24 protein-coding genes and 1 pseudogene are annotated in these 24,644 nt (G+C 69.5%); 13 read left to right on the forward strand and 12 right to left on the reverse strand.

Going from position 1 to position 24,644, the window contains the following annotated elements; translation table 11 throughout:
* Positions 1–160: 160 nt before the first annotated feature.
* A complete protein-coding gene (locus B0293_RS32270; RefSeq protein ID WP_039915541.1) occupies positions 161–913 on the forward strand; it encodes a PIG-L deacetylase family protein in 753 nt (250 codons plus the stop codon).
* On the opposite strand, the gene B0293_RS32275 is transcribed toward B0293_RS32270, so the two are convergent.
* The gene (locus B0293_RS32275) at positions 902–1,489 is read right to left on the reverse strand and encodes a CGNR zinc finger domain-containing protein (RefSeq protein WP_005150988.1); all 588 of its coding nucleotides are present in this window, start codon (positions 1,487–1,489) and stop codon (positions 902–904) included. The two genes, B0293_RS32270 and B0293_RS32275, sit on opposite strands and share 12 nt — an antisense overlap.
* A 260-nt stretch (positions 1,490–1,749) precedes the next feature.
* Here B0293_RS32275 and B0293_RS32280 point away from each other — a divergent pair, with 260 nt between their 5' ends.
* Both B0293_RS32280 and B0293_RS32285 read left to right on the forward strand, forming a co-directional pair.
* Positions 1,750–2,322 (forward strand): TetR/AcrR family transcriptional regulator, encoded by a 573-nt coding sequence (locus B0293_RS32280; protein WP_005150984.1) that lies wholly within the window; start codon positions 1,750–1,752, stop codon positions 2,320–2,322.
* Positions 2,319–3,782, forward strand: a complete 1,464-nt coding sequence (locus B0293_RS32285) for an MFS transporter (RefSeq protein WP_005150973.1) — start codon at positions 2,319–2,321, stop codon at positions 3,780–3,782. The genes B0293_RS32280 and B0293_RS32285 overlap by 4 nt, the downstream gene beginning before the upstream one ends.
* 34 nt (positions 3,783–3,816) lie before the next feature.
* Here the strand turns inward: B0293_RS32285 and B0293_RS32290 are convergent.
* A pseudogene (locus B0293_RS32290) lies at positions 3,817–4,506 on the reverse strand (LLM class flavin-dependent oxidoreductase); the annotation flags it as partial.
* A 181-nt stretch (positions 4,507–4,687) separates the two neighbouring features.
* Between B0293_RS32290 and B0293_RS32295 the strand changes: the two are divergent.
* A complete protein-coding gene (locus B0293_RS32295) occupies positions 4,688–5,953 on the forward strand; it encodes a glycoside hydrolase family 1 protein (RefSeq protein WP_077241437.1) in 1,266 nt (421 codons plus the stop codon).
* On the opposite strand, the gene abc-f is transcribed toward B0293_RS32295, so the two are convergent.
* On the reverse strand, positions 5,937–7,559 hold the full coding sequence (gene abc-f / locus B0293_RS32300) for a ribosomal protection-like ABC-F family protein (protein ID WP_005150968.1): 1,623 nt from the start codon (positions 7,557–7,559) through the stop codon (positions 5,937–5,939). The genes B0293_RS32295 and abc-f overlap by 17 nt on opposite strands.
* A gap of 281 nt (positions 7,560–7,840) precedes the next feature.
* Here abc-f and B0293_RS32305 point away from each other — a divergent pair, with 281 nt between their 5' ends.
* The 5 genes from B0293_RS32305 (at position 7,841) to B0293_RS32325 (ending at position 11,915) form a co-directional block, all read left to right on the forward strand.
* Complete coding sequence (locus B0293_RS32305) at positions 7,841–8,437, forward strand: Rv1733c family protein (protein ID WP_005150964.1); 597 nt, start codon at positions 7,841–7,843, stop codon at positions 8,435–8,437.
* A 42-nt stretch (positions 8,438–8,479) separates the two neighbouring features.
* On the forward strand, positions 8,480–9,307 hold the full coding sequence (locus B0293_RS32310; protein ID WP_005150961.1) for a M55 family metallopeptidase: 828 nt from the start codon (positions 8,480–8,482) through the stop codon (positions 9,305–9,307).
* Positions 9,300–10,595, forward strand: a complete 1,296-nt coding sequence (locus tag B0293_RS32315; RefSeq protein ID WP_005150960.1) for a M20/M25/M40 family metallo-hydrolase — start codon at positions 9,300–9,302, stop codon at positions 10,593–10,595. Before B0293_RS32310 ends, B0293_RS32315 begins: the two co-directional genes overlap by 8 nt.
* Positions 10,596–10,747: 152 nt before the next feature.
* Positions 10,748–11,272: a hypothetical protein gene (locus B0293_RS32320; RefSeq protein ID WP_245191822.1), complete on the forward strand. Its 525-nt coding sequence runs from the start codon at positions 10,748–10,750 to the stop codon at positions 11,270–11,272.
* A 16-nt stretch (positions 11,273–11,288) separates the two neighbouring features.
* On the forward strand, positions 11,289–11,915 hold the full coding sequence (locus B0293_RS32325) for a maleylpyruvate isomerase family mycothiol-dependent enzyme (RefSeq protein ID WP_005150956.1): 627 nt from the start codon (positions 11,289–11,291) through the stop codon (positions 11,913–11,915).
* Positions 11,916–11,922: 7 nt separating this feature from the next.
* On the opposite strand, the gene B0293_RS32330 is transcribed toward B0293_RS32325, so the two are convergent.
* A complete protein-coding gene (locus B0293_RS32330; protein WP_005150954.1) occupies positions 11,923–13,137 on the reverse strand; it encodes an MDR family MFS transporter in 1,215 nt (404 codons plus the stop codon).
* A complete protein-coding gene (locus B0293_RS32335) occupies positions 13,134–14,411 on the reverse strand; it encodes an ATP-grasp domain-containing protein (protein WP_039915535.1) in 1,278 nt (425 codons plus the stop codon). The genes B0293_RS32330 and B0293_RS32335 overlap by 4 nt, the downstream gene beginning before the upstream one ends.
* A gap of 198 nt (positions 14,412–14,609) precedes the next feature.
* Between B0293_RS32335 and ovoA the strand changes: the two genes are divergently transcribed.
* Entirely contained in the window at positions 14,610–16,880 is a 2,271-nt protein-coding gene (gene ovoA, locus B0293_RS32340) for a 5-histidylcysteine sulfoxide synthase (protein ID WP_005150949.1), read from the forward strand.
* 95 nt (positions 16,881–16,975) lie between these two features.
* Here ovoA and B0293_RS32345 read toward each other — a convergent pair whose 3' ends face one another.
* Entirely contained in the window at positions 16,976–17,815 is an 840-nt protein-coding gene (locus B0293_RS32345) for an oxidoreductase (RefSeq protein WP_005150948.1), read from the reverse strand.
* A 96-nt stretch (positions 17,816–17,911) separates the two neighbouring features.
* Here B0293_RS32345 and B0293_RS32350 point away from each other — a divergent pair, with 96 nt between their 5' ends.
* A complete protein-coding gene (locus tag B0293_RS32350; protein ID WP_039915532.1) occupies positions 17,912–18,814 on the forward strand; it encodes a LysR substrate-binding domain-containing protein in 903 nt (300 codons plus the stop codon).
* Between the two features lie 70 nt (positions 18,815–18,884).
* On the forward strand, positions 18,885–19,958 hold the full coding sequence (locus B0293_RS32355) for a GDSL-type esterase/lipase family protein (RefSeq protein WP_005150944.1): 1,074 nt from the start codon (positions 18,885–18,887) through the stop codon (positions 19,956–19,958).
* Here the strand turns inward: B0293_RS32355 and B0293_RS32360 are convergent.
* Genes B0293_RS32360 through B0293_RS32385 form a run of 6 tightly spaced genes read right to left on the reverse strand, consistent with a single transcriptional unit; the run spans position 19,955 to position 23,942 of the window.
* Positions 19,955–20,254 (reverse strand): hypothetical protein, encoded by a 300-nt coding sequence (locus B0293_RS32360; RefSeq protein WP_005150941.1) that lies wholly within the window; start codon positions 20,252–20,254, stop codon positions 19,955–19,957. The genes B0293_RS32355 and B0293_RS32360 overlap by 4 nt on opposite strands.
* Entirely contained in the window at positions 20,241–20,468 is a 228-nt protein-coding gene (locus tag B0293_RS32365; RefSeq protein ID WP_005150938.1) for a hypothetical protein, read from the reverse strand. The genes B0293_RS32360 and B0293_RS32365 overlap by 14 nt, the downstream gene beginning before the upstream one ends.
* Before the next feature lie 46 nt (positions 20,469–20,514).
* Positions 20,515–20,967, reverse strand: a complete 453-nt coding sequence (locus B0293_RS32370) for an Lrp/AsnC family transcriptional regulator (RefSeq protein ID WP_005150936.1) — start codon at positions 20,965–20,967, stop codon at positions 20,515–20,517.
* On the reverse strand, positions 20,964–22,106 hold the full coding sequence (locus B0293_RS32375; protein WP_005150934.1) for a M24 family metallopeptidase: 1,143 nt from the start codon (positions 22,104–22,106) through the stop codon (positions 20,964–20,966). The genes B0293_RS32370 and B0293_RS32375 overlap by 4 nt, the downstream gene beginning before the upstream one ends.
* Positions 22,107–22,116: 10 nt before the next feature.
* Positions 22,117–23,367, reverse strand: a complete 1,251-nt coding sequence (locus B0293_RS32380) for an MFS transporter (protein WP_005150931.1) — start codon at positions 23,365–23,367, stop codon at positions 22,117–22,119.
* Positions 23,364–23,942 carry an ArsR/SmtB family transcription factor gene (locus B0293_RS32385; RefSeq protein ID WP_005150929.1) on the reverse strand — a complete coding sequence of 193 codons (579 nt, stop codon included), beginning with the start codon at positions 23,940–23,942 and terminating at the stop codon, positions 23,364–23,366. The genes B0293_RS32380 and B0293_RS32385 overlap by 4 nt, the downstream gene beginning before the upstream one ends.
* 104 nt (positions 23,943–24,046) lie before the next feature.
* Between B0293_RS32385 and B0293_RS32390 the strand changes: the two genes are divergently transcribed.
* Complete coding sequence (locus B0293_RS32390; protein ID WP_039915406.1) at positions 24,047–24,583, forward strand: NADPH-dependent FMN reductase; 537 nt, start codon at positions 24,047–24,049, stop codon at positions 24,581–24,583.
* Positions 24,584–24,644 lie beyond the last annotated feature (61 nt).

Here is a 24,644-nt window from a genome sequence, read left to right on the forward strand (position 1 = left end):
GTCGACGGCACCGGCGTTGGTGCGCCGACGGTCAGGGCGGCGGGATTAAATAGGAAACTTTCCTTACTATTGGAAAGTAAAGGAGAGATTACCCACGGGATCGACGGACGGTCAAGACTTGACCACCGACTGTTTCGACGACCTCCGGCATGCTCGGAGCGTGACGACGATCGTGGCCTTCCACGCGCACCCCGACGACGAAGCTCTGCTGACCGGCGGGACCCTCGCCCGCGCGGCGGCGGACGGGCACCGCGTCGTCCTGGTCCTGGCCACGATCGGCATGAAGGGCGAAGACCCGTCGCGCCGAGCCGAACTCGAGGCGAGCGCGAAGGTGCTGGGCGTCGAGCGGGTCGTGCACCTCGGGTACTCCGGCAGCGGTCACGGCGCGATCCTCTACCCGGACCCGCCGGGCTGGGTCCGCTTCGTCCGCGCGAGCACCGACGAAGCGGCCGCGCGACTCGTCGCGATCCTGCGCGAGGAGCGGGCGTCGGTGCTGCTGAGCTACGACCGCAACGGCGGCTACGGCCACCGCGACCACGTCAAAGTGCACGAGGTCGGCAAACGGGCGGCGGAACTCGCCGGCGATGTCCGGCTGCTGGAAGCCACGATCCCGTGCGACGCCGTCGCACGACTGGTGCGGATCGTGCGCTTGGCGCGAATCCCGTTCCGCTACGACGTCGATGTGCTTCTCCGCGCCTACAGCGCCCGGTCCGATATCACCCATACCTTCGACATCAGGCGCTTCGCCCGACAGAAGCAGGCCGCGATCGCCGCCCATTCTTCCCAGGTGAAGGGAAACGGCAGGCTCGCGCCGCTCATGCGTGTCCTGACCCGGCTTCCGGCGCCGCTGTTCGGGCTCGTGTTCAACCGCGAGTGGTACATCGACGCGACACCGCGCGGCTCACGAACCTGACCGCCGGGCCCGGTACGCGGCGGCCTTCACCCGGTTCTGGCAGGCCAGCCCACAGAATCGCTTGATCTGCGCCTGACTCGCGTCGATGTACACCTGATCGCAACGCGGCGCCGCGCACAGCCCGACGCGATGCGGGATGTGGTCGCCGAGCGCCGCGGCCACCGATACCGCCAGCCCGGCCGCCCACTGCTGTACGAAATCCGCGTCGGGACTGTGGAAGTGCAGGTGCCACGACTGTTCGCCGTGTCGATGCAGGTACGGACGGGCCCGGCTGTCGGCGAGCATCTGGTTGAGCAGTCCGGCCGCCTGGTCTCGGTCGCGCCGCGAGAGCGACTCGATGATCTCCCGCAGCCGCGACGCGACGATGCGAAGTCGTTCCGCCACCGCGAGATCCACCTGACCGTCCACCGGCCCGAGTGCCCCGGCGGCCGCGCGCACCAGTTCGTCGCCGTCCAGCCCGGGTTTCGGCCTGCCGTGGACGTGCTGTCCGGTCAGGGCGTTGATCAGCGCCACCCCTGCTTCCAGGTGCATCGCGTGGTGCCCGTCGACCCTGTTCCCCTCCGGCTCGTCAGCCATGTTTCCCCTCTCCCCCGGCGTCACTGGTTCGCAGGACGCTGCGGTGACGCTACCAAAGGCCCGCGACGCCACAAGGGGCATGAAGTCTTTTGGAGCACAAGAATCCGACGAAGGGCGCAGCGTTCGTCCACTGTGGACACCTCGGTCCGTGAAGGCCTCCTTGAGGGACCCTGGATCCCTCAAGGAGGCCTTCACGGACTTGCGACAGGTAGAGCCACATCACCTTTATTTGGTAGTTAGTAACTAGTAACTTGGGGCTCATGGCCGGACGGATGAGCGGAACCGAACGACGAGCCCAGGTGCTGACGATCGCGGCGAAGGAGTTCGCCGAGCACGGGTTGCACGGGGCGTCGACGGAGGCGATCGCGCGGGAAGCGGGGATCACGCAGGCCTACATCTTCAGGATGTTCGGAACGAAAAAAGCCCTGTTCCTCGAACTCGTCGAGTCGGCGTTCGCGGCGGTCAGCGAGGGGATGCGAGAAGCGGGCGACGGGAAGAGCGGCCTCGAAGCGCTCTCGGCGATGGGCGGCCGGTACTTCGACCAGCTGGCCGACCGGACCGGATTGTTGTTGCAGCTTCAGGGCTTCGCCGCGTGCGGCGACCCGGAGGTGCGGGACGCGGTACGGGCGTGTTTCGCGCGGATGTGGGATACGACCGAGGACGGCACCGGGCTCGAACCGGTGTCGGTCAAGGCGTTCCTGGCCTTCGGGATGCTGCTGAACGCCGGCGCCGCGATGGACGTCGAGCAGGTCGACGCGGGCTGGGCGGACGGCGTCCGCACCAGGATCCAGGCCGGACTGTTCGCGCACATCACGAGTGAGACGAACCGATGAGCGACCGGCGGGACGGACGGCTGAGCGCCGCCCTCGTGGGCACGGCGTTGTCGGCGGCGGTGATCGGCAGTGTCGGCGCGCCGCTCATCACCCCGGTCGCCACGGGCCTGCACGTATCCCTCGACGCCGCGCAATGGACCCTGACCATCACCTTGTTCGCCGGTGCGATCGCGGGCCCGGTCCTCGGCAGGCTCGGCAGCGGCCCGTATCGCCGCACCACGATCCTGGTCACTCTCGCCCTCGTCGCGGTGGGCGGTCTGCTGACGGTGCTCCCGCTCCCGTTCGTGGCCTTGTTGATCGGACGCGGTCTGCAAGGACTCGGCGTGGCCGTCGGGGCGTTGCTGATGAGCGTCGCCCGCGCGCACCTGCCGCCGGAGCGGTCGACGTCGACGATCGCTCTCTTGTCCGTCGCCACGACCGTGGGTATCGGCGTCGGCTATCCGGTGATCAGCCTTGTCGACCAGCTCGCGGGGCTCCGCGCCGCCTACGGCCTCGGGTTCGTGCTGTCCGTCGTCGGACTGGCGATCGCGTGGCGCTCCCTGCCCGCGGAGGCGCCGGGAGAACGCCCTCGGATCGACTTCCTCGGCGCGTTCCTCCTCGCTCTCGGCTCGCTCGGCCTCCTGCTGGTCATCGCCCAGCCTTCGATCTGGGCGAACGCCTGGACGGCCGGTGGCATCCTCGCCGGTTCGCTCGCGATCCTCGCCGTCTGGGCGGTCGTCGAACTGCGCGTCGCGGCGCCGCTGGTGGACCTGCGCCTGCTGCGGCAAGGGCCCCTCCTGCGCGCCAACGTCGCGATCCTCATCGCAGGACTGGGGCTGTACCTGCTGTTCAGCCTGTTCACCCGCTACGTACAGACCCCCGACGGTGCCCCGTACGGATTCGCGCTCCCCGGAGTCGCCGCCGGCGCCGCGCTGATCCCGTTCTCGCTGCTCGGATTCCTCGCGGGAAAGTGGGTGCCCCGCCTCGTCGCGCGTCTCACCGAACGGTGGACCTACGCGCTCTCGGCCGCGATCGCGATGTTCGGCGCGCTGCTGTTCGTCGTCGCCGGCCACTCGATCATCGCCGTGCTCGCAGCGATCGCTTTGCTCGGCTTCGCCGTCGGAGGCATCTTCGCCTTGATGCCCAAGTTCGTTCTCGTCGGTGTGCGGCAAGAGGAAACGGCCAGCGTGCTTTCGATCAACCAGATCATCCGCAGCATCGGTTTCAGCCTCGGCAGCGCGCTCGCCGGTTCCCTGCTCGCCGCGACGACCCCGAGCGGAAGCCTGCTCCCCGCCCAGAACGGCTACGTCACCGCCGTGCTCTGGGCCTTGCCCCCACTCGCGGCCAGCGCGCTGATCATCACCACCGCGGCGGGCCGGCGTCGACGATCTTCTGCGAAAGCTCCAGCGGATCGAGATGCATCAGCGACTCCATCCACCACGTCATCCCTGCCTGCCCCAACGCGGGCAGATCGACCTTGATCGGCTCCTCCCACGCCGGACTCGCGTTACCGGCGACCGCGACGTCGAACGGGCGGCCCGGCTCCAGCCCGGCGAGACCGAGCGCGCGATGGGTCTCGGCGATCTCTTCGGCGGTCGGCGTGTGGTCCTCGGGGTTCGGGAAGATCCCGTCGCACAACGCCGCTCGCCGGACCACGCGCGGGTTGTCGGTGGAGCTGGCCACCCAGATCGGGATCGGGAACGGCTCGGGCGGCGCCTCGGCGAGCGCGACCTGGTAGTGCGCGCCGTCGTGGTCGAACCGCTTGCCGGACCAGATCGCGCGGATGACGTCGAGACCTTCGTCGAACATCGCCGACCGGGTGAGCAGGTCAGTCTGCTCACCGAACCGGCTGAAGTCACCGGATTCGTCCGAACCGAGCCCGGTGCCGAGGATCAGGCGCCCACCGGAGAGCCTGCTGACCGTCGACGCGTGCCGGGCGACCACCCACGGGCGGCGCCGGGCGGGCGGCGTGATCATCGGCCCGAAGAGCAGCCTGCTGGTGGCGTGCGCGATGGCGCCGAGCGTCGTCCACGGATCCGCGATGGGCATCGTGTCCGCGACCACGTGATCCCACAGGAAAAAGCCGTCCCAGCCCGCCCTCTCCGCGCGCACGGCGAGGTCGACGAGCACCCCGGGCTCACCGAACGGGCCGAAAGGCGGCAGATAGACGGCGTGGCGGACCGTGCTGCCGGTCAAGTCGATCATCTCCCTGACGTCATCGTCGAAGTCCCCGGACGGCCGCTTGTTTACGCTGTTCACTCACGTTAGCGTCCGGAAGATGGCGGACACCGGTGAACGATCGTCGAAGTGGCCGGAGCATCGGAGAAGATTACGCCGAGGAGCCGGTTTGCTTCTCGCCGTCTCACTATGCGCGACACTTTCGGCCGTGAACGCGTCCGCATCGCAAGACGACGGCTGGTCCCGGGACTTCTACTGGGGCGTGGCGTCGTCGGGTTACCAGTCCGAGGGCAGCGCGCCGGACAGCAACTGGAAGCGGTTCGTCGACCGCTCCGCCGGCAAGGACGGCGTCGACGAGTACCGGGATTCCGTCGACTTCCGGCACCGCTACGCCGACGACATCCGCCTCGCGGCCGAGCTCGGCGTCAACACCTACCGCTTCGGTGTCGAGTGGGCTCGCGTCGAACCCTCTCCCGGCCAGTGGGACGAAACCGGACTGGCCTTCTACGACGACGTGCTCCGGCAGGTCCGGGCCGCGGGCATGACCCCGATGATCACGCTCAACCATTGGGTCTACCCGGGCTGGGCGCTCGATCAGGGCGGCTGGGCCGAGACACGGACCGCCGACGCGTGGCTGGAGTTCAGCCGGAGGATCGTCCAGCGCTACGCCGGGCAGGACGTCCTTTGGGTGACGTTCAACGAGCCGCTCGTCTTCCTTCAGAACGAACAGAAGGTCGGCGCGCTGAACGCGACGCGGTACTTCGCGGCGCAGTCCAACGTCGTCCAGGCGCACCGGCGGGCCTACGACCTGATCCACGAGCTCGACCCGACCTCGAAGGTCACCAGCAACCAGGCCTACATCACCGGGGTCAACGGGATGGCCGACTGGTTCTTCCTCGACCAGGTCAAGGACAAGCTCGACTTCATCGGCATCGATTACTACTACGGCCTCAGCATCGACAACTGGACGGTGTTCGCCGCCGCCTCCGACAAGTTCTGGGACGTCAAGCTCCAACCCGAAGGCATCTACTACGCGCTGCGCAGCTACCACAACCGGTTCCCGCGCCTGCCGCTCTACATCGTCGAGAACGGCATGGCCACGGACAACGGAAAACTCCGCGACGCGGACTACACGCGCGGCGATCACGTGCGCGACACCGTGTACTGGCTCCAGCGGGCGAAGGCCGACGGGATGAACCTCATCGGCTACAACTACTGGAGCCTCACCGACAACTACGAATGGGGCAGCTACCGCGCCCGGTTCGGACTGTACACAGTGGACGCTCTGACCGACCCCGCGCTGACCCGGCGCCCCACGGACGCCGTACCCGCCTACCGCGATCTGGTGGCGGCGGGTGGCGTACCGCAGGGCTTCCGGCTCAAGCGCGGGCCCGGGACCTGCTCTCTCGTCGACGGGCTGAACAGTTGCCTCAACCCGGCCAAAGTGGACGGTCCGCTCACGCCGCTGCGGTGACGAGTTCGAGCCGCCTGCCCTCGAAGGTCCGCCGCATCCGCCGGTCGTGGGTGACGACCACGAGCGCGCCGGAGTACTCCGCGAGCGCCCGCTCCATCTCCTCCACGAGATCCGGGGCGAGGTGGTTGGTCGGCTCGTCGAGCAGCAACAGGTCGGTCCTGGCCGTCACCAACCTGGCCAGTTCCAGCCTGCGACGCTGCCCGACGGACAGCTCCCGGACCGGCTTCCGCAGATCCGGCGCCCGGAACAGGCCCAGCGACAGCAACCGCTCGGCCGCCTCCGCGTCGTCCCTGTCTTCCGAGAAGACCTCGAGGACGGTCCGGGCGTCGGGTGCTAGGCCGCCGTTCTGATGCAGGAACCCGATCCGGCCCGCCCGCTCCGCCGATCCGGTCGACGGAGCCAGTTCACCGGCGAGCACCCGCATCAGGGTGGTCTTGCCCGCCCCGTTGGGTCCGGTGACGAGCACCCGCTCGCCCGGCAGCACGCTGAGCGACGTCCGCGGCAGACGGCCGTCGACCGACACGTCGTCCACCTTGACCACGTACCGATCGGCCTCCGCCTCCCCCGCCTCGATCCGCCCGGTGAACCGGAGCGGCCGCGGCGGTGGCGGAACCGGGTCCGCTTCCAGGCGTTGGATCCGCTCGCGAGCCGACCGGATCCGGCTCTTCGCCCCGTGCGCCCGGGAGCGGGCCCTGAACGCGCCAGCCCCGCTGAAGGCCGCCGGAGCCTTGCGCGGGATCGCCGAGAACCGGTCGATGTTGACGTCCGCCATCCTTTCGTAGCGGGCCTTCTCCAGCCGCCACTCCTCGTACTCGCGCGCCCACCTGGCCCGCGCGGCCTCTTTCGCCGCGAGGTAGCCCGCGTAACCGTCGCCGTGGCGGTGCACGGTCCGCCGGTCGGCGTCGACCTCGAGGATCGTCGTGGTGACCCGGCTGAGGAACATCCGGTCGTGGGTGATCGCGACGAGCCTGCCGCGATGCCCGCGCAGGTGGTTCTCCAGCCAGGCGACGGCTTGATCGTCGAGATCGTTGGTCGGCTCGTCCAGCAACAGCAGTTCGGGAGACGAGGCCAAAGTGGCCGCGAGCGCCAGCCGGGACCGCTGCCCGCCGGACAGGGCGCCCAGTTCGCGACCGCGATCGAGGCCAGGCTGCCCGAGTCCGTGCAGGGCGACTTCCACCCTGGCGTCGGCCTCGTAACCACCCCGGGCCTCGTAGGCGGTCAGGAGATCGCCGTAGACGGCCAGGTCTTCGGCGGTTTCCAGCGACGTCTCGGCCGCCCGCAACCGGGCTTCCAGCTCCCGGATGTCGGCCAGCGCGAGATCGATCGCGTCCCCGACCGTGGCGGTTTCGGGCAGCTCCAGCGTCTGCGCGAGATAGCCGACGCCGCCGGGCGCGGTGACGGTCACCGTGCCGTTGTCGGCCCGGTCGCGGCCGGCGATCAGCCTCAGCAGGGTGGACTTGCCCGAGCCGTTGTCACCGATCACGCCGGCCTTCTCCCCCGGTTTGGCGGTGAAGGAGACCAGGTCGAGGACGACATGGTCGTCGAAACGTTTGGTGACACCGGAGAGCACGAGTTGTGTTTCGGGATTTCGATGCGGGGTACGCATAGAGGCGTCCTCCTGATTCTCGCAAGGAAGAAGAACATGCGGAAGGACGCGGCCCGGCGGAGCGAAGGCTCTACGCCAGGGCCGCGTCGAAGGCGAGAATCACAGAGTGAAGAAAATCCCCATGCCGAAGACGGTAGCGGGAGTACGCGACCGGGCAAAACGAATTAAAGGTTGTGTACGGGTTCACAGAGTGGTCTGTGTCCCCATACCGCGACATCGGCGCTCCGGTGACCGAGAATCGACAGTGGAGGTTTTCGCGGTCTGAGGGAATGGGGTTCCTCGTGCACGGGTCCAGCGGTCCGATCGCCCGGTTCCGGCGACGGCTCTTCCCGGGTCACAACTCGCTGGCCCGCGGCTCCGACCGGTTCGAAGCCCTCCTCCTCAAACTCGTCATCCTCGCGGCGCTCCTCGCCATCCCGGTCGCGGCCGCCGTCGGCTCGGCCAACCACGGCAGGCAGGTCGCCGCGGCCGCCACCGACGCGGCCGGACGGCACGCCACCACCGCGTACCTGCTCAAGGCCGCGCCCGTCCGCATCGTCGACAGCGAGAGCGTCGGGACGGACGACTCCGCCACCGAGGCGGCCTGGACCGACTCGCGCGGCGCCCGGCACACCGGCGGCGTCTTCGCGACGCCGGGCAGCCCGGCCGGATCGCCCGTGCCGATCTGGATCGACGCCCGCGGTGATCTGACCGCCGCGCCGAGGACGGCGTCGACGGCGGTGTTCGATTCCGTGCTCGTCGGCCTTTGGCTTTGGTTCGCGGTGGTCGCCGCGCTCGTGCTGCTCCACCGGGTCGTCCGGCTGGTGCTGGACCGGCAGCGGGCCGCCGCCTGGGAGCGCGCTTGGGCGGTCTACCCGCGGTCCGGATCCTGGCCCTGATCCCGGGGGCGAGGACAAAGCGCCTCGGCTAGGGTGCCCGGCATGCGCATCATGATCTCGGCGGACATGGAGGGCGCCACCGGCGTCACCTGGACCGAGGACGTCATCCCGGGCACCGAACAGTGGCAGCGATTCCGGCGCCTGTTCACCGGCGACGTCAACGCCACCATCGCGGGCCTGTTCGACTCCGGTGCCACCGACGTACTGGTCAACGAGGCGCATTCGTCCCAGCGGAACCTCCTGCTCGAAGACCTCGACGGCCGCGCGCGCATGCTCACCGGCAGGCACAAGCCGCTCTCGATGATGCAGGGCATCGACACCGGCGTGGACGGGGTCGTCTTCCTCGGCTACCACGCCGGCGCCGGCTTCGACGGCGTCCTTTCCCACACCTACCTGGAGAACCAGATCACCGGCGTGTGGCTCGACGACGTCCCCGCCAGCGAAGGCAGGCTCAACGCCGCGATGGCCGCCGAGTACGGCGTCCCGGTGCTGGTCGTCTCCGGCGACGACAAGGCCTGCGACGACGCCCAGGACTACGCGCCGGAGGCCGAGCTGGTCACGGTCAAGGAGTGCGTCAGCCGCTACGCCGCGATCTGCCTGCCACCCGCCAGGACCGCCGAGCTGCTCTCCTCGGCCGCGGCGGACGCGATGAACCGGGCGGGCCGGGTCGAGCGGTTCACCACACCCCACCGGATCGAAGTCGAGTTCGACGCGAGTCATCTCGCGCAGGCCGCCGCGGTGATCCCCACGGTGGAACAGATCGGTGTGCGGCGGGTCGGTTTCGACGCGCCGGACATGACGGAAGCGATGAAGGCGTTCAAGATCGTCACGGCGATCGCGGCCGGGGCGGTGCAGGGTATCTATGGCTGAGCTGGATGTTGTCGAAGTCTGTTCGAGGCTGATCCGGTTCGACACCACGAACCGGGGCAACGGGGACTCCGAGGGCGAGCGCGAGGCCGCCGAGTACGTCGCCTCGCTGCTGTCCGGGCTCGGGATCGACTCGAAGATCATCGAGTCCGCGCCCCGGCGCGCGAACGTGATCGCCCGAGTGCCCGGCACGGATCCGAGCCTGCCCGCGCTGTTGGTGCAGGGACATCTCGACGTCGTCCCGGCCGACGCCGCCGACTGGTCGGTGGACCCGTTCTCCGGCGAGGTCCGCGACGGGTTCCTCTGGGGCCGGGGCGCGGTCGACATGAAGGACTTCATCGCGATGGTGCTCGCCGCCCTCGCCACCGGATTCCGGCCGAGGCGGGACATCGTCCTGGCGTTCGTGGCCGACGAGGAGGACAAGGGCGACTTCGGCGCGCACTGGCTCGCCGCGGCGCACCGGGACCTGTTCGACGGCTGCGCGGCCGCGATCAGCGAATCGGGCGCGTATACCTACCACGTCCCCGCCGCCGACGACCGGACCGTGCGGCTCTATCCGGTGGCGACGGCCGAACGCGGCACCGCACACCTGCGGCTCACCGCGAAGGGGCGGGCGGGGCACGGTTCGCGCCCCAACGACGAGAACGCGGTCACCCGGCTGGTCACCGCGCTCGGCAAGATCGCCTCGCATCGCTGGCCGGTCCAGTTGACCCCGACGGTCCAGGCTTTCCTCGAACGCACCGGCGAGGCGCTCGGCGTGCCGGTCGATCTGTCCGATGTGGACGGGACGATCGCGCGGCTCGGCCCCGCCGGGGCGCTGGTGGTGCCGACCGTCCGCAACAGCACCACCCCGACCATGCTCGACGCCGGGTACAAGGTGAACGTGATCCCCAGTTCGGCCGAGGCCCAGGTGGACGTCCGCGTGCTGCCCGATGCCGAGCCGGAACTGTTCGCCGAACTCGACGCGATGCTCGGCGAGGGCGTCACACGCGAGTTCGTCGCGCACCAGCCGCCGGTCCAGGCACCCGTCGATTCGCCGTGGTTCGACGCGATGGCGGACGCGCTGCGCTCGGAAGACCCCGAAGCCATCGTGGTTCCCTACTGCATGGGCGGCGGTACGGACGCGAAGGCGTTCAGTCCGCTCGGGATCGACTGCTACGGTTTCGCGCCACTGTGGCTGCCGGAAGGCTTCCCCTACCGCGCGATGGCGCACGGTGTCGACGAGCGGGTCCCGGTCGAGGGACTGCGGTTCGGCACCCGGGTGCTGCGGCACTTCCTGGAGAACTGCTGAGGCCTGCCGGTTTCGAGTGTCACGAAAGCCACGTTCGGGACGCTAGGTGTCGCGAACGTGGCTTTCGTGACACCTCCTCGCCTCCGGCCGCCCACGAGGACCGGCTGGGTTGTTTCATCCGAATTTCATGAACGCCGCTTAACGTCGGCGGCGTGAGAACTCTGACTTCGCGCGTCCGGGCGGGCGTGCTCCTGATCGGCCTCGGCACGACCCTCGCGGCGTGCCGGGGCGGACTTCCGGTGCTGTCGGCCGACCCTCCGCCCACGACGTCGACGTCGTACTCCGCTCCCCCGGTTCAGACCCACACCCTGACCGTCACGCCCCCGGCGCCTCCCTCGACGTCCGCGCGCGGCCTCGAACCCGCCGCGATCGACCGGGTCTTCCAGGTCTACATGAACGGGCTCGCCAATCACGACATGACCGCGTTGCGCAGCGGGACCTGCCCGCGACTGCGGGAGACCCTGCTCGGGTTCGAACTCCACGGGCATTACGTCGAGCGCTGGCAGATGCTGCCCTACTCCGTCCCACCCGGATACGAGTTCGTCACCGTGCAGGCCACGGTCACCCAGCGGAACGCTCGGACCGGCAAACTGGCGGGCGACGTCGTCTACTCCTGGTACGTCGAGCGGAACGAGGACACGAACTACTACGTTTGCGGCTGGCTCGACTACAAGTGATTCCAGGAGGCCACCGGTGAAATCAGTCGCGCGACTCGTCCGGGACGAGCGGACGGACTTCGCCGCGTTCCTGCGGACGCTCACGCCCGCGCAATGGGACGAGCCGACCTTGTGTCCGGAGTGGACGGTGCGAGACCTGGTCGTGCACGTCGTCGACTACGACGGCCTGCGCTTCCGTGACCTGATCGCCCAGGCCGTCCGCGGCGGGTTGCGGCTGGACCGGATGAACGCGCTCGGCATCGCGCGCGAGCCCGAGCGGACACCGGACGAGCTGGTCGAGAGGATCGAGGCCAACCTCGACCCACGCGGGCTGACAGCCGTGTTCGGCGGAAGGGTGGGACTGCTCGACAGCCTCGTCCATCAGCAGGACATCCGGCGTCCGCTGGGGCTCCCCCGCGACGTTCCGCCGGAGCGGCTGCGTCACGCCTTGGCTTTCGCGCGTCACGCCCGGGTGATCAAGGCCGACAAGCGCGCACACGGGCTCCGGCTCGCCCCGGTGGATCTCGACTGGTCGGCCGGGTCCGGCCCCGAACTCCGCGGTCCCGGCGAGGCGATCCTGATGGCGATCGCCGGCCGGAGCGTCGCTTTGGCCGAGCTTTCCGGACCCGGCGCGGCGATTCTCGCGTCCAGGCTGGACGGATGAAGCGCGGTCAGCCCACGGCCGCAACGGGAACGGCCGTGGCGGCCATCCGGCGACGGACCGCGTTGCCGAGCAACAGCTGTCCGACGGCCGCGGCCAGGCACAGTCCGAAGCAGACGGTCCACAACACGGGTGCGCCCAAGACCAGCAGCTGGGTGCCGCCGAGCGGGGCGACGAACGCGGCGAGGCCCGCCGCCGTGCCGTAGGCGCCGTTGTACCGGCCGCGCAGATGCGGCGGGGCGAGCTCGGCCACGATCGCGACGCCCACCGACTGGATCACGATCTCGCCGAGGGTCCAGAACACCGCACACGCCGCGTACGCCGGTGTCGTCGACGCGAAGGCCGTGGCCCCGAAACCCAAGCCCGTCAACAGGATCCCGAACGTGAGCACCCGCGACGGATCCCAACGGCCCAGTCGATGCCCCACCAGTGGCTGCACGACCACGATGACGATCCCGTTGACCGCCATCACCAGGCCGTACCCCGCCGGCGAAAGACCGTCCTCCCGCATCGCGAGCGGCAACGTGGCCAGGCTCTGCAGGAACACGAACGCGACCACCAGCGAGACCAGCATCAGCCCGGCCATGACCCGGTCGCGCAGGACGACGGTGAAGCCACCCCGTTCGCGGGGCCCGGCTCCGCCGCGGGTCTCCGGCACCGCGCGCCAGACCAGCAGGCCGAACAGCACACACGTCGCCGCGTCCACCCAGAACAGCGTCGTGAAGCCGGCCCTGGCCAACGTGCCGCCCAGCACCATGGCGACCGAGAACCCGAGGTTGATCGCCCACAGCAGCAGCCCGAACGCCCGCGTGCGGTCGGCGCCGGGCACCAGATCCGCCACGATCGACTGGGTGGCCGGACGGAACACGTCGAGCGCCAGCCCGAGCAGCAGCGCGGCGACCGCGATCAGTTCGAGGCTTTCGACGTAACCCAGCACCAGCATGATCGCACCGGTCGCGAGCATGCCTCCGGTCAGCGTGGCCCGCCTGCCGATGCGGTCGGCCAGCATGCCGCCGATCAGCTGGGAGAACACCTGCCCGATGCCGAGCAGCGCCAGCACGGTTCCCGCCGTGGCCACCGAAAGACCGCGATCGCTGGTCAGGTAGAGCGCCAGGAACGGCAGGACCATCGTGCCCAGCCGGTTGACGAGCGTGCCCGTCCACAGCACCCAGAAGGACTTGGGCAGCCCGCCCAGCCGGGTTCTCAGGAACCCTTGCGCCGTCATGATTCGAGCTCGTAGCAGCCCACGCCGTCGAGATACCGCAGCGTGCCGAGGTCGCGCAGGACGTACTCCTCGATCTCGTGCATGAACGTGACGACCACCGGGAACGTCGTGTCGTCCACGGTGCGGCGCAACGGCTTCCCCGGCTGCGTCAGGACGAACATCTCGTGAAAGCTCTCCAGCCGCTCGATCTCGTCGAGCACCGTGTACCGGCGGAGCGTGCCTTCGACCGGGGAGAGCAGCGCGGACCAGGCGTAGTGCCGCCGGATCCGGTAGTCCTCGCCCCACCGCTCGCGGAACCTCTCCGGACGCAGCACCGCGTCGGCCATCCAGTCCAGCTGGGACTCGCCGATCGCGAGGCGGGCCAGATGCGGCAGGTCGCCGCCCGAAAGGCGCGACCCCACCTCGATCAGCCGTGGTCCCCGCGGCGTCAGCTTGATCTCGACGTGCGCCGCGCCGTGCCGGATGCCCACCGCGTCGAGCACCGCGAAGGCGTACTCCACCAGTTCGTCGTGACCTGGCGCCCGCCGCGGCACGATCCGGCAGGCGCCGAGCAGGTCGGACACCCCGTTGACGGCGAAGCGGGAGGTCTGCCAGATGTCGCACACCTGATGCAGGCCGTCCATGCTCACCGTGTTGACCATGTACTCGGTGCCGGCGAGATACTCCTGCGCGATGACGGTGTCGTTGTCCTCGGAGAACACGTTCTGGCGGCCGGTGATCGCCCGCAGCGCCGCCACCGACTGCTCCGGAGTGTCGCAAAAGGACACACCGTCGCCGCCCGCGCTGCGGTTCGGTTTGACGACGATCCGCCCGCCCGTCTTCCGATGCCACGCGGCGAGTTCGGCTTCGTCCGCGGTCAGCAGTTGCCGGGCGCCTTCGAGTCCCGCGGCGGCCACGGCTTCGCCCATGGCGGACTTGTCCCGCCTGGCCAGGGAGAGCGCGGTGCCGTTCGTCGGCACCCCCAGCGCCTCGCTGAGTTCGTCGGTGAACGCGACGGCGTATTCGCCGCCGGCCACGACCGCGACCGGCCGGTGTGCGGCCAGTGCGTCCAGCGTCTTCCCGAGATCGCCGTCGTGGACGATGTTCTCGCGGTAGTTGCTCATGGTCGGCGAGGACTTCCGGTACTGACCTGGCGCGTCGGGGGCGCTCTGCACGCGCACGCACTCCGCACCCAGCGCCAGGAACGTCGGCGCGATGTGGCGGGCGGTCTGCGGCAACCCGTGGTCAGCCGTTTCGTAGGTGTCCACGAGCACGACACAGGGCTTCGTCGACAAGGGTTCACCTCTCAACCGATGGATCGGAACACCGACGGTCGCATCCGCCGCGATCACCGGCATCTCCGCGCTTGCGCTCTCGCGGCGGACATCTTCAGACGAGCGATTCACGGCACGAAAGGAGAGGAAATGACCTTTTCGAAGATGCGACGGTTTCCGGCACCCGCCCCCAGTGCCCCAGAACTGAAGTGAGGTCACATGACGTCGACGGTCACCATGGAACCTTGGGAGAGAAACGCGGTAAAGCACGCCGACGAACGGCTGAACGGAGCCCGCGATCCTCAGTGGTGGTACACCGGGGTCCGCCCCGAACCCGGCCGCTGCCCCGGGGTTGCCGAATCCGGGGAGATCCGGTCCTTGCCGTTGCCCGACCTCTCCGTCTGCAGCCGCGAAGAGGTGCTGGACTACTTCGACAACGCGTGGACACTGCACGAGGTGCTGTTCGCCGGGCTGAAAGGCGCGGAGGCGTTCTACCGTCCGCCGGACCACAACCTGCGGCACCCGATGGTCTTCTACTACGGCCACACGACCGCGCTTTACGTCAACAAGCTCCGGGTCTCCGGGCTGCTGGACGCGCCGATCGACGCCTACCTCGAACACGTCCTGGAAATGGGCGTCGACGAGAACTCGTGGGACGACATGTCGAAGAACGACATGGTCTGGCCGTCGGTTTCGGAGGTGAAGGACTACCGCGCCGAGGTGTACCGGACGGTCGTCGGCATCATCGAGACCACGCCGTTCGCCCCGGACCTCGGGCGCCCGGTCACGATGGACGACCAGGCCTGGGCACTCCTGCTGGCCATCGAGCACGACCGTATCCACTTGGAGACCAGTTCGGTGCTGATCCGCGAGATGCGGTCGAACCTGGTCGAACGGCCGGCCGCGTGGCCCGCTCCGTCGCCGCTGCGCCGCACCACCGAGACCGGTAAGCCCGAACCCGGTTCCGTGCCCGCCAACGGCACCGTCACCGTGCCTGGGCGCACGGCGCGGCTGGGCAAGCCGCTGTCCTTCCCGTCCTATGGCTGGGACAGCGCGTACGGCTCACGCCGCCGGGAACTGCCGGACTTCGAAGCGGCCCGATGTCTGGTGAGCAACGGCGAATTCCATGCCTTCGTCGCCGACGGCGGCTACCGGCGGCCGGAGCTGTGGTCGGCGGAAGGCGAGGCCTGGCGCCGCTTCCGCAACACCAAATGGCCGCGGTTCTGGGTGCCGACCGGACCGACCGGGCTCCACGCGTTCCGGCTCCGCACGCTGTTCGACGAGATCGACATGCCGTGGGACTGGCCGGTGGTGGTGAACTTCCACGAGGCCAAGGCCTTCGCCGCCTGGCGGTCCGAAAAGGAGGGGCGGGACTACCGGCTGCCGACCGAAGCGGAGTACTTCCTGCTGCGCGATCTTCCGGAACGTCCGGGTGTCGCGGACGACGTCGTCATGCGGCTCGACGGCGCGCAACTGCGCGAGGAAGGCATCAACCTCGGCCTCGCCTGGGGTTCTGAGGGCCCTGTCGACCACTCGCCGACGACGTCGCAGGGTCTGCACGACGCCGGCGGCAACCTCTGGGCGTGGAGCGAAGACACCTTCAACCCGCTCGAAGGCTTCACCCCGCATCCTTACTACGAGGATTTCTCGGTGCCGAGTTTCGGCGGCCAGCATGCGCTGATCCTCGGGGGCGCCTACATCAGCAGCGGCGAACTGGGCAGTATCTGGGCGCGGCACTTCTACCGGCCGCACTTCCTGCAGCAGGCGGGAATCCGGCTGGTCGTCGCGCCGGAGTCCACTGTGGACGGAGCCGCTCGCGCGGAGCTCGACCGGGCGCTGCTCGGCCAGTACGGCACGGCAGAGCAGGCCTTCGGCGGAACCGGACATCCACTGGCCGCGACCGCGGGGCATCCGGACCGGCTGGCCAGGAGGTTCGTCGAGGCCGCCGACGAGGCCGGGATCGAGCTGCGCCGGGTCGCCGACCTCGCCACCGCGACGGGCGGACTGGCGTTCTCGCTGGCCGGGCGGCCGATCGAGGTCGTCGGCCTGGACGACCGGCCGATGTTCGTCGCGGCGGCCGACCGGCTGGCCGAAGGCTGGGACGTCGGTTACCAGGTGCCGGGACGCGGGGAACTGCACGCGCGGCGACCGTCGATCGCGCCGGGCGGCAGCGTGTCCTTCACTCTCGCCGAGTCCGGCAGGCCACCCGCCGCGCTGGGCACCTTCGACGGCGTCGTCGTGGCGGACGCCTTCGACCGGCTCGGCGGCGTGGCGGGGCATCTGCGCCCGCTCGTCGGCTCGGAGAACTTCCTGCGTGCCGGAGGATTGCTGCTCGTGGCGCTCCCCCGGGCGTCGGCGGCCGAGCTCGCGAACGTCCTCGGCGAGGCGTTCGAGCAGCTGTCGGAAAGCACGGAACCGAGCTTGACCGGGGTCGACGGCCGCCGGTACGAGATCACGGACCTGGAGGTCTCCATCTGGCGCAAACGCTGACCCCACGTGGCCAGCGCACCGAAGGCGACGTTCACCAGTCCGTGAAGGCCTCCTTGAGGGACCCTGGGTCCCTCAAGGAGGCCTTCACGGACAGCTCAGAGGGCGGTGGAGCGGCTCAAGGACTCCCAAGCGGCCAGCTCCGCCGCCCTTGCTTCGTGCGAACCCCGGATTCCGTCGACGGCGTCGTCCCCGAGGGCGAGCCGCAGCGGCGGGTTGTCGCTGTCGAGCGCCTTCAGGATCGCGGCCGCCGCCTTCGCCGGATCGCCGGGCTGGGAACCGTCCATCCCCTCGACGAAATCCCGGATGGCACCCGTGGATTCCCGGTAGGCGTCGATCACCCGCGAGCGCTGCAACCGGCTGCCGCCGAACTCGGTCCGGAAAGCGCCGGGCTCCACGATCAGCACCTTCACACCGAAAGGCGCGACCTCGGCGGCGAGGGCTTCCGACATCGCTTCCAAGGCGAACTTCGCCGAGCAGTAGGCCCCGAATCCGGGCGGGCTCTGCTGTCCACCCATCGAACTCATCTGCACGATCGCCCCGCTGCCCTGCTCTCGAAGGTGCGGCAGGACGGCCTTCGTCACCTCGACGGCACCGAAGAACATCACGTCCATCAGCGACCGCAGGTCGGACATGCTCAGTTCCTCGACCGCGCCGACCGAGCCGTGACCGGCGTTGTTGACCACGACGTCGATCCGGCCGAACTCGGCGAGAGTGGCCTGGACGGCGGCCTCGACCTGAGCGGGGTCGGTGACGTCGAGCGCCGCGGTGCGCACCCGGCCCTGTCCGAGTTCCTCCAATTCGGAGAGGGTTTCCGGACGGCGAGCCGTGGCCATCACGCGATCACCGGCGTCGAGCGCGGCCAGGACGAGGTGCCTGCCGAACCCGGACGAGCAGCCGGTGATCAGCCAGACGCGGCCCTCGGTTTCCTTCGTCATTCCTGTTTCCTCCAGTGAAGTTCCTGCCACCCATCCTGTGGAGATCGCGCTTTGCCCGCCAACACCGGCTTCCTGGTGCGGCTACAGTCAGAGCCTGTGACCCCTGAGCTACGGCAGCTGCGCTACTTCGTCGCCGTCGCCGAGGACGCGAGCTTCACCAAGGCCGCGCGCCGCCTGCACATCGCCCAGCAGTCGCTCTCCCAGCAGATCACCGTCCTGGAACGGGTTCTCGGCGCGCGCCTGCTGCGGCGCGACAGCCGCGGGACGCGGCTCACCGAGATCGGTGCGCTGTTCCTGCCGGAGGCCCGCGCCGTCCTGGCGCGCAACGACGAGGCGCTTTCGGCACTGGACCGGGCGGTGCGCGGCGAGATCGGCACCCTCCACCTCGGTTTCCTCACCACCACGGCCAACTACTTGCTCCCGCCGGTGGTGCGCGCGGTCCGCGACCGTCTGCCCGACCTCACCCTGACCACCGACGACACCCAGATCGCGCCGCTCGTCGCCGGGCTCACCGACGGGCGCTACGACCTGATCTTCACGCGGCCTCCGCTGGTCGACGGCTTCGAGACCCGCACGCTGATCACCGAGGAGGTCTGCGCCGTCGTGCCGGAGGGACACCGGCTCGCCACCGAGGCCGGTGTGAAGCTGGCGGACCTGGCCGACGAGCCATGGGTGCTCACGCCGCGCAGTTCGTGGGAGCCCTGGCATCGGCACTACGACGACGAATTCGAGGCGGCCGGGTTCACCCCGCGCGTCGTCCAGCGGGCGGCGACCGTGCAGGGTCTGCTCGGCCTGGTCGCCGCCGGCATCGGCGTCACGAGATTGGCGCGGTCTTCGCACAGCCTGCGGCGAAGCGGTGTGGTGTTCGTGCCCCTGGTGGGCGAAACCGCCCGGACCGTGGTCGCCTGGGTGCCGGGGAACGACAAGCCCGCGTTGCCCGGCGTTCTCGACATCGTGTCGGAGCTGGCGGCCGGAACCGACCTGACGGAAGCGGGCTGACCTGGCATCGCCACCGTCACACCACCATGATCACCCGGTCGGGCACCGGCTTCCGTAGAATCCGGTGACGATGCGACGTTTCCGGTGGTGGTGGGGTGCTCTCGCGCTCACGTTCGTGGTGGTTCTCGTCGGGTTCATTGCCTTTACCGGGTCGGAAAGCCGCCCAGGGCAGCCGTCCCCGCGCCAAGGCCCGCCGGGAACGGGGCCGCTGACGGTCGTCTCCATCGGCGACAGCACGGTTTCCGGTGAGGGCGCGGGCAACTACACGCCCACGACCAACGGGCAGGGCGGCAACTGGTGTCACCGCTCCCCCAACGCCTTCGTCGAGCAGATCAAGATCCCGGACGTCACCGCGCGGGTGAATCTCGCGTGTTCGGGTGCGCCGTCGGAACAGATCGCTCTCGGCGAGGCGAAACAGTGGACCGAGCCGTCGCAGGCTCAGCAGCTGGCGAACCTGATCAAGGACCACCGGGTCGCCGCGGTGGTGATCGCGGTCGGCGCGAACGACGAGCCGAAGTTCTCCGCTCAGGTCAGCGAGTGCTTCAAGGCGTGGTTCTCGCCGCAGAACCCGCCGTGCAGCGAGGAGCTCCGCAAGACCTGGAAGTCCAAAGTGGACGCCATGGTGCCGAAGGTGACCAACGCGGTCGCCGACGTCAAGAAGGTGCTGGCACAGGCCGGTTATGTCCCGGCGGACTACCAGCTCGTGCTGATGTCGTACGCCTCGCCCGTAGGGCCCCAGATCCCGGAGACGCTGCGCAGCCTCAACGGCTGCCCGTTCCGCACGGAGGATCTGACGTGGATGCGCCGCGACGGCGTCTCCGTCCTGTCGGACGGGCTCAAGCAGGCGTCGAGGGCGACCAGCGCGCGGTTCCTCGACCTCTCGCGGGCGGGAGCGGGCCGCGAGGCGTGCAGCAGCGACCCGGCGAACGAGTGGTTCAGCAGGCTGACGCTGCAGCTGAGCGACCTCGGCCAGGTGGACCGCGCGAGCCACGCGTTGCAGGAATCGTTCCACCCCAACGCGAACGGCCACGCGCAGATCGCGAACTGCCTCAACGAATTCCTCGCCGCCCGCGGCGGCAACGCCTCGTGCCTCTCCGGGGCCGACGGCAAACTGCACGCCGCACCCGAGGTCGTCGCGCGCTAGAGATCCAGGGCGGCGCGCAAGGCGATGTCGATGCGCTCCTGGACCTCTTGGTCGATCTCCGCGATCTTCTCGTCGAACCACGGCCGGTACAGGCGCGTGAGGTTCAGCGTGGAGACCCAGTACCGCGCGTCGACGGCGACACCGAGGATGTCCTGTGGATCACGGTCCAGCAGTTCGGTGCCGAGCAGCCACGGCCGCTCGGACTCGTTCACCCCGTCCGAGGACAGCAGGACGACGGTGCGCTGCCGTGCCGGTTCGGTCGGGGGGTGGTACGTCCAGACTTCACCCCTGTGCACGCAGATCCTTCTCCGCGGCGGTCAGCTCGGCCTCGTCCGATTCGGCGGACGGTGCGGCCGGAGCGCGCTGCGGCGTGTATCCGGTGCGGACGGCTTCCCTGCGGGCCGCTTTGGACAACCACGACGAGACCGAGATCCCGTGTGCCTTGGCGGCCCGCTCGGCGAACTCGAGCGCACCACTGTCGAGTGAGAGAGTGACCTTACGTGTTGCCATACCTTTTATCGTACCAGCGCCGCGCAAGCCCACCCGTTTTCCGGTTTCACAAGGTGGGCGAGCGCCCCTCGAACGGCGTCGACAGCACCACCGTGGTCCGGGTCGAGACCTTGGCGGACTCCCGGATGCGGCGGAGCAGGTCCTCCAGGCCGAGCGGCGAAGCCACCCGGACCAGGAGGATGTACGACTCGTCCCCGGCGACCGAGTAGCAGGACTCGATCTCCTTGATGTGCTCCAGACGCTGCGGATAGTCGTCCGGCGCGGCGGGGTCGTTCGGGGTCAGCGAGATCAGCGCGGTGAGCGGGAGGCCGATCTGCTCGCCGTCGAGCCGCGCGGTGTACCCGAGGATCACCCCGCGTTGCTCCAGGCGCCGGACCCGCTGGTGGACCGCCGAAACCGAAAGCCCGACCCGTTCCGCCAGATCGGTGAAGCTGCGCCGTCCGTCCGCGGCCAGCTCCTGCACGATGGACTGGTCGAGCGGCTCCAGGGAACCGGTCATGCGTCGAGCACGATCAGGTCGTGCGGACGCTGGTTGACCGACTCGACGCCGTCCTCCGTGACCACGACGATGTCCTCGATGCGGGCGCCCCAGCGGCCCGGCTGGTAGATGCCGGGCTCGACGCTGAAGGCCATGCCCGGCTCCAGCGGCAGCGCGTTGCCCTTGATGATGTACGGCTCTTCGTGCACGTCGAGGCCGATGCCGTGGCCGGTGCGGTGGATGAAGAACTCGCCGTAACCCGCCTCGGCGATGATGTCGCGCGCGGCGGCGTCGATCGACTCGGCGGTGGCACCGGGACGGACGGCCTCGACGGCGGCGCGCTGGGCGCGCTGCAGGACCGCGTACGTCTCGGCGACGTCGGCGTCACGAGGCTCGCCGACCGCGTAGGTGCGGGTGGAGTCGGAGTTGTAGCCCTCGGCGATCGGACCGCCGATGTCGACCACGACGACGTCGCCGCGTTCGATGACGCGCTCGGAGACGTCGTGGTGCGGGCTGGCGCCGTTGGGGCCCGAGCCGACGATCACGAAGTCGGCGTGGGTGTGGCCCTCTTCGACGATCGCGGCGGTGATGTCCGCGCCGACCTCGGCCTCGGTGCGGCCGGGGCGCAGCCATTCGTGCACGCGGGCGTGCACGCGGTCGATGGCCGCACCCGCGTCGCGCAGCGCCTGGATCTCGGCCGCGTCCTTGCGCATCCGCAGTTCACGCACGATCGGCCCGGCCAGCGTCTGCTCGGCGTCACCGAGCGCGCCGCGGAAGGCGAGGACGTGCAGGGCCGGGGTGAAGTCGCTGACCGCGACCCGGCCGGGCTTGCCCAGCCTGTCGGCGACCAGTTCGTAGGCGTCGTCCCCGTCGACCCAGGTGACGATCTCGATGCCCAGTTCGTCCGCCGGGACGTCCGCGTAGCCGGGTGCCTCCAGCTTCGGCAGCACGAGCGCCGGGACACCGTCGGCCGGGATCACCAGCGTGGTCAGCCGTTCGAAGGAACCCCCGGCCTGGCCGATGAGGTAGCGCAGGTCCGAGCCGGGTGCGATCAGCAGGGCGTCGGTGTCGGCGGCGGCCGCGGCGGCGCGGGCCCGGTCGAGGCGGGCGCGGAGGCTGGCGGCGTCGGGGGCTGGGTTGTGAAGGGAACGGCGCGACATGATGGCGAGCCTAGTCGGTCCGTGCCCCTTCGCTCACCAGCCGGTCACCCCCGATCGGGGCGGGATCGTCGAGCCCGCGCCAGACCCGGAAGACCGCCGGGAAAGTGCTGGCGATGAGGTACAGGCCCCCGAAAGCCGCGAGCGCCCCGACGAGCCCGACGCCGTCGAGCAGCAGCCCGGCCGCCATCGAGCCGAGCGGCATCGCGGCGAGCACCCCGCCCACGAGGAGACTGAGCACGCGGCCCCGGACGGCTTCCGGAACCCGCTCGTAGACCACCGGAAGCAGGATCGGGTTGAGCGCGCCCGCCCCAATCCCCGCGACCACCAGCCCGGCGAGCAGGACGGCCGGCGCCGGTTCGAGCGCGAGCAGGGCGAATCTCGGCGCGCCTTCGATGCCGACGGCGACGAGGATCGCCGTCCGCCGCGAGAGCCGGTGACCGGCCCAGCCGTAGAGCGCCGAGCCGATCAGCGCGCCGACCGCGACGGCGGTGATCATCGCGCCGATGAGCGCGGTGCTGTGCAGGACCTGGTCGCCGTACGCCGGGTAAAGGACGCCGAGAAGTCCGAAGTCGAGGCTGTTGGTGAGCATCAGCATGCCCACGATCGCGCGCAACAAGCCGTCACGCTTGATGTACCCGAGCCCTTCGCGCAGTTCCTTGAGGTATCCGCCCGACGACGGTCTCGGCGGACCGGCCGCCGACGGGATCAGCATGAACACCAGCGCGGAGGACAGCAGCAACGCGCCCGCGTCGACGTACAGCACCTGCATCGGGCCGATCAGCGCGATGAGCGCGCCGGCGGCGGGGCCGCCGACCATGCGGCCGGTCCTCATCGCCGCTTCGACGGCGCTCGCCGCCCGGCTCATGCGGACTCCGCCGAGCTCGGCGACTCCGGGGAGCAGCACCTGCTTCGCCGTGTCGGCGGGACCGCGGGACACGCCCATCACGAACGACAGCGCGATCAACCCGGGAAGGCTGAGCCCTGTCGTGTGCATCGCGAGCGGGATCAGCAGGACCGTCACGGTGGTCAGCAGGTCCGCGCCGACGCTGGCGCGGCGGGTGCCGACCCGGTCGACGATCGGCCCGCCCAGCATCGCGGCGACCATCAGGCCGAGCACTTCGGCCGCGGTGACGAGACCGGTCTTGGTCCCGCTGCCGGTGCTCTGCAGGACGAACCAGGGAATCGCGAGCAGCGTCATCATCACCCCGGCCGAGGAGATCCCCGAAGCCACGACCAGAGCCCCCAGCGGCATCCGGCTCATGGCGTCTCCGGCCGGGATTTCCTCGGGAAGGCCGCCCAGTGCACCCGGACGGGGGTATCGCCTTCCTCGACCGGACGGCGATAGCGCTTGATCACGTCGAGGATCTCGTCGCTCAGCGCGGCCGCCTCGTCGGGCGTCAGCGACAGGGACGAGTCGTGGAAGGAGACCTTGTCGATCCACTCGTCCGACCAGTCCCGCATCTCGGCGACGAACTGCGCCTCGGCCGCGTGGCGTTGGTCGACCATCGTGTGGGCGTACGTGCTGAACGGCCCCGCGAGATCGGGATCCCTGATGAAGTCCTGGCCCTGGAGCTGATCCCCGTCGTGCACGGCCTTCCACCACCGGTCTCGCCGGTTGCCGCGCTCGGGATCCTCGGTGACCAGGCCGTATTCGGCCAGCTGGCGCAGATGCCAGCTGGTGGTCCCGGAACTCTCCCCCAGCCGTTTCCCCAGTCCGGACGCCGTCGCCGGACCGTCCTCCCGCAACAGCTCCAAGATCCTGACCCGCAGTGGATGCGACAGCGCTCGCAGCAGGCGTCCGTCGATCCGCGCGAGATACCTCTCGCTCTTCCCCATACCGGCGATCCTACATTGCAAAGAGTTCTCTGCAATCGAATTCAGCCAGGAAAACGGTTCTGGAGTTTGACCTCTACTTAAGTTCAGGTTCTACGGTCTGTGCCATGACAACCGACACGCCTTACCAGCTGGCAGTGGTGATCAGCAGCGTCCGCGAAGGCCGCTTCGCACCCGTCGTCGCGAACTGGTTCCTCGAACGTGCGAAACAGCGCGAAGACGTCACCCTGTCCGTCATCGACCTCGCCGAAGCCCCTGATGGCCTCTCTTCCGGCGTCTCCGCCGCCGACGCCGTCGTCGTGATCGTCCCCGAGTACAACCACAGCTACCCCGGCCCGCTCAAGGCCGCGCTCGACGCCACCGGCCGCGAGTGGCACGGAAAGCCGGTCGCCTTCGTCTCCTACGGCGGGATCTCCGGCGGCCTGCGCGCGGTCGAGCACCTGCGCCCGGTCTTCGCCGAACTCCACGCCGCCACGATCCGCGAGACCGTGAGCTTCCCCTACGCCTGGAACCACTTCGGCCCGGACGGCGAGCACGACGACTTCGAGGGAGCCTCCGTCGCGGCCACCACTCTGCTGAACCAATTGGGCTGGTGGGCCAACGCGCTGCGCGACGCACGCCGGGTGCGGCCTTACGCCGCCTGACCGATGTCCGTGGAGGACCCGGCTGGGGGTCGGGTCCTTCACGGACATCCGGGCTCGGACA

This window comes from Amycolatopsis azurea DSM 43854 (assembly GCF_001995215.1).
In the GTDB taxonomy this organism is placed as follows: domain Bacteria; phylum Actinomycetota; class Actinomycetes; order Mycobacteriales; family Pseudonocardiaceae; genus Amycolatopsis; species Amycolatopsis azurea.